This window comes from Nocardiopsis protaetiae (assembly GCF_045446735.1).
Lineage (GTDB): Bacteria > Actinomycetota > Actinomycetes > Streptosporangiales > Streptosporangiaceae > Nocardiopsis > Nocardiopsis protaetiae.
The window spans coordinates 1-10574 of sequence record NZ_JBJJBV010000236.1 but is presented as its reverse complement, the minus strand read 5'-3'; the positions used below and the strand labels follow the sequence as shown (position 1 = coordinate 10574).

General features: G+C 73.2%; 10 protein-coding genes. 3 read left to right on the top strand and 7 right to left on the bottom strand.

The window, feature by feature from the left end; genetic code table 11:
* Positions 1-28 precede the first annotated feature (28 nt).
* From sucB to ACJOT3_RS27145, 5 genes are all read right to left on the bottom strand, one after another.
* Complete coding sequence (gene sucB, locus ACJOT3_RS27165) at positions 29-1765, bottom strand: 2-oxoglutarate dehydrogenase, E2 component, dihydrolipoamide succinyltransferase (RefSeq protein ID WP_431652639.1); 1737 nt, start codon at positions 1763-1765, stop codon at positions 29-31.
* A 123-nt stretch (positions 1766-1888) separates the two neighbouring features.
* Positions 1889-3265: a dihydrolipoyl dehydrogenase gene (lpdA, locus tag ACJOT3_RS27160; RefSeq protein ID WP_406975958.1), complete on the bottom strand. Its 1377-nt coding sequence runs from the start codon at positions 3263-3265 to the stop codon at positions 1889-1891.
* A 119-nt stretch (positions 3266-3384) separates the two neighbouring features.
* Positions 3385-4893: a leucyl aminopeptidase gene (locus ACJOT3_RS27155; RefSeq protein ID WP_406975957.1), complete on the bottom strand. Its 1509-nt coding sequence runs from the start codon at positions 4891-4893 to the stop codon at positions 3385-3387.
* Between the two features lie 300 nt (positions 4894-5193).
* Entirely contained in the window at positions 5194-5982 is a 789-nt protein-coding gene (locus tag ACJOT3_RS27150) for an adenosylcobinamide-GDP ribazoletransferase (protein WP_406975956.1), read from the bottom strand.
* On the bottom strand, positions 5979-6968 hold the full coding sequence (locus tag ACJOT3_RS27145) for a bifunctional adenosylcobinamide kinase/adenosylcobinamide-phosphate guanylyltransferase (protein WP_406975960.1): 990 nt from the start codon (positions 6966-6968) through the stop codon (positions 5979-5981). Before ACJOT3_RS27145 ends, ACJOT3_RS27150 begins: the two co-directional genes overlap by 4 nt.
* 211 nt (positions 6969-7179) lie before the next feature.
* Here ACJOT3_RS27145 and ACJOT3_RS27140 point away from each other — a divergent pair, with 211 nt between their 5' ends.
* The gene (locus tag ACJOT3_RS27140; protein ID WP_406975955.1) at positions 7180-7386 is read left to right on the top strand and encodes a hypothetical protein; all 207 of its coding nucleotides are present in this window, start codon (positions 7180-7182) and stop codon (positions 7384-7386) included.
* 75 nt (positions 7387-7461) lie between these two features.
* On the opposite strand, the gene ACJOT3_RS27135 is transcribed toward ACJOT3_RS27140, so the two are convergent.
* Entirely contained in the window at positions 7462-8466 is a 1005-nt protein-coding gene (locus tag ACJOT3_RS27135; RefSeq protein WP_406975954.1) for an aldo/keto reductase family protein, read from the bottom strand.
* 208 nt (positions 8467-8674) lie between these two features.
* The gene (locus ACJOT3_RS27130; RefSeq protein ID WP_406975953.1) at positions 8675-9340 is read right to left on the bottom strand and encodes a DUF3043 domain-containing protein; all 666 of its coding nucleotides are present in this window, start codon (positions 9338-9340) and stop codon (positions 8675-8677) included.
* 96 nt (positions 9341-9436) lie between these two features.
* On the opposite strand from ACJOT3_RS27130, the gene ACJOT3_RS27125 reads away from it, so the two are divergent.
* Positions 9437-10204: a PspA/IM30 family protein gene (locus ACJOT3_RS27125; protein WP_406975952.1), complete on the top strand. Its 768-nt coding sequence runs from the start codon at positions 9437-9439 to the stop codon at positions 10202-10204.
* Complete coding sequence (pspAA, locus tag ACJOT3_RS27120) at positions 10201-10479, top strand: PspA-associated protein PspAA (RefSeq protein ID WP_406975951.1); 279 nt, start codon at positions 10201-10203, stop codon at positions 10477-10479. The genes ACJOT3_RS27125 and pspAA overlap by 4 nt, the downstream gene beginning before the upstream one ends.
* The last annotated feature ends 95 nt before the right edge of the window (positions 10480-10574 follow it).

The following is a 10574-nucleotide window of genomic DNA, read 5'->3' as shown; positions in this document are numbered from 1 at the left end:
GCCCCTCGGGGAGAAAAGCGGTGAGCGGCTAGGACAGACCCAGCTCGCCCTCGAAGGCGCCGTCCTCCAGGCGGTCCTTGACCGTCGTGAGGAAGCGGCCCGCGTCCGCGCCGTCGATCAGGCGGTGGTCCACGGCCAGCGACAGGTACACCATCGAGCGCACGGCGATGACCTCGCCGCCCATGGCCGGGTCCGCGACCACGACCGGGCGCTTGACGACCGCGCCGGTGCCCAGGATCGCGACCTGCGGCTGGTTGATGATCGGGGTGCCGAACAGCGCCCCGGTGCCGCCGGTCTCGGCGATGGTGAACGTGCCGCCGCCCAGCTCGTCCGGGCCCAGCAGGCCGGTGTGGGCCCGCTTGCTCAGGTCGGCGATGGTGGTGGCCAGACCGCTCAGGCCGAGCTTGCCCGCGTCCTTGACGACCGGGACCAGCAGACCGCGCTCGGTGTCCACCGAGACGCCCAGGTTCTCGACGTCGTGGTAGGTCACCTCCTGCTTGTCGGCGTCGATGAACGCGTTGAGCTTGGGGTGGGCGCGCAGCGCCTCCACCGTCGCCAGCGCGAAGAACGCGAAGAAGTCCGGCGCCGTCCCGCCCTGCTCGGCGGCCCGCTCGCGCAGCCGCGCGATCCTGGTGACGTCCACCTCGACGACCTGGGTGGTCGTCGCCGAGACGTGCAGGGACTCCACCATGCTGTCGGCGATGTACTTGCGCAGGCGGGTGAGCTTCTCGGTGCGCCCGCGCAGCGCCGCGTCGTCGCCCTGCTTGCGCGGGGCCGAGGACGGGGCGGCCGGAGCGGCGGCGCGCGCGGCGGCGGCCTTCTGCTCCTCGGCGGCCTTGAGCACGTCCTGCTTGCGGATGCGGCCGCCCACGCCGGTGCCCCGGACGCGGCTCAGGTCCACGCGGTGCTCGGCGGCGAGCTTGCGCACCAGCGGGGTCACGTAGCCCTCGGTGCCGGTGTCGGTGCCCGACGGGCCGGTGCTGCTCAGGGTGCCGATGTCGACAGCCGGGGTGTCGACGCTCGGAGCCGGCTCCGGAGCGGCGGGTTCCGCGGCGGGGGCGGGAGCGGCCGGGGTCGCCACGGGCTCGGCGGCCTTGGCCGGGGCCTCCGGTTCCGGGGCGGCGGGGGCCGCGGGCGCGGGAGCGGCGCCTGCGCCGCCGATGATCGCGATCCGGGCGCCGATCTCCACGGTCTCGTCCTCCTGGACGAGGACCTGGGTGAGCACGCCCGCGACCGGGGACGGGATCTCGGTGTCCACCTTGTCGGTGGAGACCTCAAGGAGCGGCTCGTCGACCTCGACGGTGTCGCCCACGCTCTTGAGCCACTGGGTGACGGTGCCCTCGGTGACGCTCTCGCCCAGAGCGGGCATGGTCACCGGGGTCTCGGGGCCGGAGGAAGAGGGGGCGGCGGGCTCGGGCGCGGCGGTCTCGGCGGCCGGCTCCGGAGCGGCGGCGGGCTCCGGGGCGGCGACCGGCTCCGGCTGCGGCTCCGGCTCGGGCTGCGCCTCCTCGGCGGCCGGGGCGGGCGCGGCGGCGACGTCCTCGCCCTCACCGCCGATGATGGCGATCTCCGCGCCGATCTCCACGGTCTCGTCCTCCTGGACGAGAATCTGCGTGAGCACGCCCGCGACCGGGGACGGGATCTCGGTGTCCACCTTGTCGGTGGAGACCTCAAGGAGCGGCTCGTCGACCTCGACGGTGTCGCCCACGTTCTTCAGCCACTGGGTCACGGTCCCCTCGGTGACGCTCTCACCCAGGGCGGGCATGGAAACGGATGTCGGCATGGGTTCCTCGTTGGATATGGGCGCGGTGTCCTGCCCGATCCCGGTGATGGGCAGCGCGGATGTACGGCGGCGGGGGCGGGCCGTGGGGCCCGCCCCCGGAAGCGGTCAGTCGTGGACGTGGAGCGGCTTGCCCGCCAGCGCGAGGTGCGCCTCGCCCAGCGCCTCCGACTGGCTCGGGTGCGGGTGGATGAGCTGGGCCACCTCGGAGGGCAGCGCCTCCCAGTTGTAGATGAGCTGGCCCTCGGCGATCAGCTCGCCGACGCGGCTGCCCACCATGTGGACGCCCAGCACGGGGCCGTCCTTCTCGGCGATGACCTTGACGGCGCCCTGGGTCTGTAGGATCTGGCTCTTGCCGTTGCCCGCCAGGTTGTAGTTCATCTCGACGACCTCCAGGCCGCGTTCCTTCGCGGCCTTGGTGGTCAGGCCGACCGAGGCGACCTCGGGCTCGCTGTAGGTGACGCGCGGGACGCCGTCGTAGTCGATCGGGGCCGGGTTGAGGCCCGCGATGTGCTCGGCGACGAAGATGCCCTCGGCGAAGCCGACGTGGGCCAGCTGCAGGGTCGGGATCAGGTCGCCGACGGCGTAGACGTTGCCGACACCGGTGTGCAGGTTCTCGTCGACCGTGACGAAGCCGCGGTCCAGGGTGATGCCCTGCTCCTCGTAGCCCAGGCCCGCGGAGACGGGGCCGCGGCCGATGGCGACCAGCAGTACCTCGGCCTCCAGGGTCTTGCCGCCCTGGAGGGTGACGGTGACGCCGGAGCCGGTGGTCTTGACCGACTCGAAGGGGGTGCCCAGCTCGTACTTGATGCCGCGCTTGCGGAAGGCGCGCTCCAGCAGCTTGGAGCTGGACTCCTCCTCGACCGGCACCAGGTGCGGCAGGGCCTCGACGATGGTGACCTCGGCGCCGTAGGAGCGCCACACGCTGGCGAACTCCACGCCGATGACGCCGCCGCCCAGGACGACCACGGAGGCCGGGACGCGGTCCAGGCCCAGGGCCTGGTCGCTGGTCATGACCTTGTCGCCGTCGATCTCCAGGCCCAGGGTCTTGGGCTGGGAGCCGGTGGCCAGCAGGACGTTCCGGCCCTTGTAGACGGCGTCGCCGACGGTGACCTCGTCCTTGCCGGTGAGGCGGCCCTCGCCCGCGACGACGGTGATCTTGCGGGACTTGACCAGACCGGTGAGGCCCTTGAACAGGCCGTTGATCACCTTGTCCTTGTACTTGTGCACGGCCTCGATGTCGATGCCCTCGAAGGTGGCCTTGACACCGAAGTTCTCGCTCTCCTTGGCGGAGTCGGCGACCTCGGCCGAGTGCAGGAGGGCCTTGGTGGGGATGCAGCCGCGGTGCAGGCAGGTGCCGCCGAGCTTGTCCTTCTCGATCAGCACGACGCTCATGTCGAGCTCCGCGGCGCGCAGTGCCGCCGCGTATCCGCCGCTGCCGCCGCCAAGGACGACGAGGTCGAAGGTGCCGCCGCTCTCACTCACGGGAACGAACTCCTTGTTGTGGTGGCTGGTGATTCCGGTGGGTCCGCGGCGGGGGGTGGGGGACCGCGGTCGGGGCGGGCGGAGCGGGCTCAGGGAGCGCCGCCCGCCCCGGGGTCAGGCTACGGGGCGTAGGACTCGGCGATCCGGATCAGGGTCCGGGTACCGGCACCGGTGCCGCCCTTGGGCGTGTACCCGTACGGGCCGCCCTGGTTGAAGGAGGGCCCGGCGATGTCGAGGTGGGCCCACTTGACGCCCTCGCCGATGAACTCCTTGAGGAAGACGCCGGCGGAGAGCATGCCGCCCCAGCGCTCGCCCGCCACGTTGGCGATGTCGGCGACCGCGGAGTCCAGCCCCGAGCGCAGCTCGGCGGGCAGCGGCATCGGCCAGGCGGCCTCGCCCTCGGCGCCGGCCGCGTCGACGACCTGCTCGCGCACCTCGTCGTCGTTGGCCATGACCGCGAACACGCGGGTGCCGAGCGCGACCAGCTGGGCGCCGGTCAGCGTGGCGATGTCGACGACCAGGTCGGGGGCGTCCTCCTGGGCGCGGACCAGGGCGTCGGCCATGACCAGGCGGCCCTCGGCGTCGGTGTTGAGGACCTCGACGGTCTTGCCGCCGTAGATGCTCAGCACGTCGGAGGGGCGCTGGGCGGTGCCGCTGGGCATGTTCTCGGCGACGGCCAGGTAGCCGACGACGTTGACCTTGAGGTTCAGGGCGGCGATGGCCCGCAGGGCGGCGAGCACGGAGGCGGCGCCGGCCATGTCGGACTTCATCCAGTCCATGGCGCCGGCGGGCTTGAGGGACAGGCCGCCGGAGTCGAAGGTGATGCCCTTGCCGATGAAGGCGACCGTGCGGGTGGCCTCGGGGTGGGTGTGGGACAGGCGGACCAGGCGCGGCGGGTTGGCCGAACCCTGGCCGACACCGGTGAGGCCGCCGTAGCCGCCCTCGGCGAGGGCCTGCTCGTCCAGCACCTCGATGTCCAGGCCGGCCTGCTTGGCGATCTCCTGGGCGGTCGCGGCCAGGTCCTCGGGGACCAGGTCGGAGGGGGCGGTGTTGACCAGGTCGCGGGTCAGCTCGACCGCGTCGGCCAGGACCGCGGCGCGCTCGGCCGCGGCCTGCGCGCCCTCGGCGCCGCTCACCAAGAGCAGCGCGAGGTCGGTGGGCTTCTTCTGGATCTTCTCGCCGGTGCGGTAGCGGTCGAAGGAGTAGGCGCCCAGGCGGGCGCCCAGGGCGACGGCCCCGGCTTCCTCGGCGGTGCCGGCCGGCAGGGCCAGCGCCACGCGGGCGGCGCCCTCGGGGCGGGCGGCCAGGGCGCGCAGCGCGGCACCGGCGGCGCGGGCGAGGGTGTCGGGGCCGACCGGGCCGTCGGCGGGCTTGTCACCGAGGCCGACGGCGACGATCACCGGGGCGGAAACGGCCCCGAGGGAGGGAAGGGTGTGCACCTCCTCCGCGGCGCCGCTCGCTCCCAGGAGCGACAGGCTCTCGGCGAGGCCGCCGGGGAAGGCGGCGTCGATGTCATGTGCGCCCGACGCGGGCTCCGGGGCGTCGCCCCCGGAGTGGTAACCGACGACGAGGGCGTCGGCGTCGAGCGAACTGGGGGACTCCGTGTGTACTGACAACGTCGTGCTCACACCCACGATGCTAGTCGCCCCGTGCTCCGGTCGGTGACGTGGCGCTCCGGCCCTGGGAGGGGCGCTGCGCGCGGGAGCGGGGCCCGGGGCCGGTCGGGGGTCGGCCCCGGGCCGACCGGCGGGGGAGGGTGCCTCTGGCCGCCGGTGGGGGCCGTCACAGGGGAGTGCCGGGAGGGCGGCGAGGTGCCCTTTGCGCGGACCCGTGAAACGTGGTGTGAAAAAATGTGATGATGGCTACATCGGAGGCGTTTCGACATTACCGGGCGGTAGAAAACGCCTGGTGGACGGCGGGTCCCGGGTTCACAGCCACGCGGCCGCCCCGGTGAGCACCACCAGCGCCACCGTGGCCGCCGTCTCCGCCAGCGCCCCCAGCACGTCCCCGGTCACCCCGCCCAGCCGGCGCACCGCCCGCCGCCGCAGCAGGGCCGCCCCCGCCAGGCCCGCCGCGAACGCCGCCGCGCAGGCCGCCGCGAACCCCGGCCCCTGGAGCAGGCCCAGGGCGCACACCGCCAGCGCCCCCGCGGTCGCCGCCGCCGCGCCCGCCACCGGGACCGTCCCGGCCACCAGCGCGCCCAGCCCCTCCGGCCGTGCCGCGGGCACCCCCGGGGTGCACGCCCACGTGATCGCCGTCCGCCCCGCCGCGCCCGCCGCCACCGCACCGGCCAGCACTGCCCACGGCGACACCTCCGCCAGCCGGCCCAGCGCCAGCACCTGCGCGCCCAGCACCACGACCAGGGTGATCACACCGAACGGGCCGATGTCGGAGCGGCGCATCACCTCCAGCGCCCCCGCCGCCGGGCGGGCGCTGCCCAGCCCGTCGGCCAGGTCCGCCAGCCCGTCCAGGTGCAGGCCCCGGGTGAACAGCGCCCCCGCGCCCACCCCCAGCAGCGCCGCCAGCGCCGCGGGCAGCCCCGCCGCCGTCCCGGCCGCGGCCACCGCACCGGTCAGCGCACCCGCCAGCGCCCCCACCGCGGGGGCCCACAGCATCGCCCACCGGGCCGCCGCCCGGTCCACCCGCTCCACCCGCACCGGGACCACGGTGAACGTCCCCACCGCCAGGCGCGCGCCCGCGCCGGCGGCACCGCTCACGGGAGCTCCAGCACGCGTCCGGCCGTGACCAGCACGACCTCCTCGGACTCGGCCGCCACCCACTGGTTCAGCCGCCCCAGGTGGTCGCGGAACAGCCGGCCCGACCGGGTCGCGGGCACCACGCCCGACCCCACCTCGTTGGTCACCGCCACCGCGTAGGCCTGGGTGGCCCGCCACGCCTCCAGCAGGTCGTGCACCTCGGCCTCGACCCGCTCCTCGGCGTCCGGCGGCGGCTCCTCGTCCCACAGGCCGTGCTCGCCCATGACCGCCGTCAGCCAGGTGCCCAGGCAGTCGATGAGCACCGCGCCCCGGGCCCGCTTGAGCAGCGACGGCAGGTCGCGGGTCTCCTCGGTCTCCCACCACCACGGGCGGCGGGCCGTGTGCCGCGCCACCCGCTCGGCCCACTCCGGGTCGCGCTCGGGATCGGCGGGCTCGCCGGTGGCCACGTAGGCCACCCGCGGCTCGGTCAGCAGCCGCAGCTCCGCCTCGACCGACTTGCCCGAGCGGGCCCCGCCGGTGATGAGCACCCGGTGCGGGCCGTGCGGCCGGGACTCCGGCCAGACCGCGGGCGGGCACGACATCACGTGGCCGTCCCCGGGGGCGAACGCGCCCCACAGCCGGGCCCGGCGGGCGAACTCCTGCGGGGAGCGCACCCGGTGGTCGCCGCCGACCGCCACCACGGCCGTGGTCACCCCGATCACCCCGCTGCGCCGCAGCTCGCCGATGGTCTCCGGGCGCTGGGCGGCGTCCACGATCACCATGTCCACCTGCTGGGGCGGCGCCGACGCGAACCCCGAAGCGGGCACGGCCGCCTCCACCGGGGGCACCGCGGGCAGCGCCGCGGGCCCGGAGCGGGCGTACAGCAGCCGCCCGCCGTCGGGGCTGGCCACCAGGATGCCGTCGGGCGTGGGGGTCACCGAGTAGTCCGGGGGCACCGGGCCCACCGCCCCGCTCTCGCGGAGCCGGAACCGGTCGTCGACGGTCACGCGCAGCGGCAGGCGACGGTCGGCCTGGGCCTGGTTGCACGAGGAGCAGGTGCACTGCGGGGCGGGCCATCCGGCGTGGCCCGCCGTCCCCGGGAATCGGATTCGCACCTGATGAAGTAAACCGCATGCTCCACCAAGGCTTGGTTAAGCTCGGCACTGGATCGCGGTACCCGTGAAGCCGTGACCTACCGGGACGAAAGGGCGGTCGACGATGGCGTGGACCTGGCGGTACCACGAGGCCGACGGGGCGGACCCGCTGGCGGGTGACCTCCCCGCGGAGTCGTTCACCTCGCGCGGCGACGCGGAGAGCTGGCTGGGCGAGAACTGGGGTGAGCTCACCGAGGGCGGAGTGGACCGGGTCGTCCTGCTGGAGGACGGCAAGGAGGTCTACACGATGTCCTTGGAGCCCGCCGAGTAGGAGCCGAGCAGGAACAGGGCCCCGGCCCCCCGAAGGGGACCGGGGCCCTGTTCTTCTTTCTTCTCCCGCGTTCTTCTACGCGCGGATGTCCTCCGGGCTTCGGGTGAGCGCCGGGTCGCGGTCGATGCTGTCGCCCAGGACCTCGTCGATCCGGGCCAGCAGCCCCGCGTCCAGCTTCACGCCGGCCGCCTGGACGTTGTCCCGCACCTGCTCGGGCCGGGTGGCGCCGACGATCGCGGTGGAGACGTTGTCGTTCTGCAGGACCCAGGCCACGGCCAGCTGGGGCAGGGTCAGCCCCGCCTCGGCGGCAAGCGGGGCCAGCTTCTGCACCCGCTCCAGCAGCTCCCGGTCGTCGACCCGGTCGGCGATGAAGTGCTTGCTGTTGGGGTCGGTGGCCCGGGTGTTCTCCGGTAGCGGCGCGCCCGGCTTGTACTTGCCGGTGAGGATGCCGCCCGCGATGGGCGACCACACGACCTGGCCCAGGCCCTCGCGGCGGGACACCGGGACGACCTCGGACTCGATGACCCGCCACAGCATGTTGTACTGCGGCTGGTTGGAGACGATCCGGTCGAACCCGGACTCGTCGGCGATCTTCAGGGCCTGCTCGATCTGCCCGGCGTTCCACTCCGAGACGCCCACGTACAGGACCTTGCCCTGGCGGACCAGGTCCTCGAAGGCGCGCAGGGTCTCCTCCAGCGGAGCCCCGTTGTCGAACCGGTGGGCCTGGTACAGGTCCAGGTAGTCGGTGCCCAGGCGGCGCAGGGTGTCCTCCACGCCGCGGATGATGTGCTTGCGCGACAGGCCCCGGTCGTTCTTGCCCGGGCCCATCGGCCAGTAGACCTTGGAGAAGATCTCCAGGCCGTCGCGGCGCTCGCCCTTGAGCGCCCGGCCGAGGACCTCCTCGGCCGCGCCGCGGGCGTAGACGTCCGCGGTGTCGAACGTGGTGATGCCGGCGTCCAGGGCGGCGCGGACGCAGGCGACGGCCGCGTCCTCCTCCACCTGGGAGCCGTGGGTGATCCAGTTGCCGTAGGCGATCTCGCTGACGACGAGACCGCTCTTGCCGAGATGGCGGAATTCCATGCGGCGCACTTTAGTAGGGGAGCGGCCCGTGCGCGAGGGCGGCCCCCGGCGCTTGTGGGAACGCTCCCACGACCCTGGCCGCACAAGCCCGGGAAAGATCGGGGAAGCCCCGGAGAAAGGTCCGGGGAGGGTTCGGGGGCCGGCGCGCGTGCGCGCACCGGCCCCGGGTGTCCGTGGGGGATGTGGCTCCCCTGCCTGCCATGTGGATTTAGTGCGGGACCGGGACCTCGCCGACCTTGACCTTCGGCTTGGGCAGCCGCAGCCGGCGGAACTGGATCTGGCGCATGACCGCGTACCAGCCGATGCCGCGCAGCAGGTCGTCGTCGGGGTAGTGCTCGGCGGTCTCCCGCTTGACCCGGCGCGAGGTGAAGATCCCCTCGATGACCAGCGACACCATCATCAGCGGCCAGGCCACGTACGCCACCGCGACCTGGAACAGCGGGTGGGGCACCATGATCAGCAGGATGATGACGATCGACAGCGGCAGGAAGAACTCGCTGAGCGTGCGGCGGGAGTCCACCAGGTCACGGGCGTAGCGGCGGGCCGGGCCGAGGTCGGCGGGTCGGTAGAACCGGGCCTCGTCGGCGGGCACGCCCTTGAGGCCCCCGGAACTCACCTTGCTCACCCCGCGTTTACGTTCGGAGCGGGCGCGGTGGATCTCGTAGGCCTCCTTGCGGGTCTCCGGAGCCTTGACCAGCTTGCGCGGGTTGGACTCGGATTCCTTGCGCTTGGGGGTGGGCACACCCTTCTTAGGGGTATATCCCTTAGGTTGGGTGGCCTCAGAGGCCTCAGGGCTGGCGGATTCGGTGGTCTTCGAATCCGTGTCTGCGGAAGCGGAGCGACGTCGGAACACACCCTCAGGGTAGCCGGTCACAGCTTTATGGCGACCGCGGGTCAGACCGCGTAGGGTTGGGCAAAGCGCCCGCTGGGAACAGCCGATGTACGCACCGAGAAGGGGACGGCCACGCCGATGAGCGTGTTTCAGCGACTTTCGATGATCTTCAAGTCCAAGGCCAACAAGGCCCTGGACTCGGTCGAGGATCCCAGGGAGACCCTCGACTACTCGTACCAAAAGCAGCTCGAACTCCTCCAGAAGGTGCGGCGCGGCGTGGCCGACGTCGCGACCTCCCGCAAGCGGGTCGAGCTCCAGATCCAGCAGCTCGAACAGCAGTCGTCCAAGCTGGAGACCCAGGGCCGGGCGGCCCTGACCCAGGGCCGTGAGGACCTCGCCCGCGAGGCCCTCACCCGCCGCTCCGGTCTCACCCAGCAGATCGAGGACCTGCGCCAGCAGCACTCCAACCTCCAGGGCGAGGAGCAGAAGCTCACCCTGGCGGCCCAGCGCCTCCAGGCCAAGGTGGACGCCTTCCGTACCCGCAAGGAGACGATCAAGGCGACCTACACCGCGGCCCAGGCCCAGACGCAGATCAGCGAGGCCTTCACCGGCATCTCCGAGGAGATGGGCGACGTCGGCCTGGCGATCCAGCGGGCCGAGGACAAGACCGCCCAGATGCAGGCCCGTGCCGGGGCCGTCGACGAGCTGCTCGCCTCCGGCGCGCTCGACGACGTCACCGGCTCCGGTCCGCGCGACGACATCCAGGCCGAGCTGGACCGCATGGCCAGCACCACCGGTGTCGAGGCCGAGCTGGAGCGCATGAAGCTCGAACTGGGCGGCGGCTCCTCCTCCACCCCGCAGATCGAGGGTGGCAACGGGACCTCGGGTCGGGGTGAGGGCGCGTGATCGTCCGCATCATGGGTGAGGGTCAGGTCGACCTCACCGACGCCGACCTCGACCTGCTCAACTCCTTCGACTCCGCGCTGGAGTCGGCGATCGAGCAGGGTGACGAGGACTCCTTCCGCAAGGCGCTGCACGACCTGCTCGACAAGGTGCGCGAGCACGGGACGCCGCTGGCGGCCGACGCGCTGGAGCCCTCGCAGTTCATCCTGCCGCACGCGGACGCCAGCATGGACGAGGTCCGCCAGATGCTCCAGGACGACGGCCTGATCCCGGGCTAGGGCCTCCCGGGCCGTGCCGTTTCGACCGGTCTCCGCCACCACCGTCCTCGGCGGGACCGGCTCGGTGCCTGCGCATGCTTCTCCGGGGCCGGGGG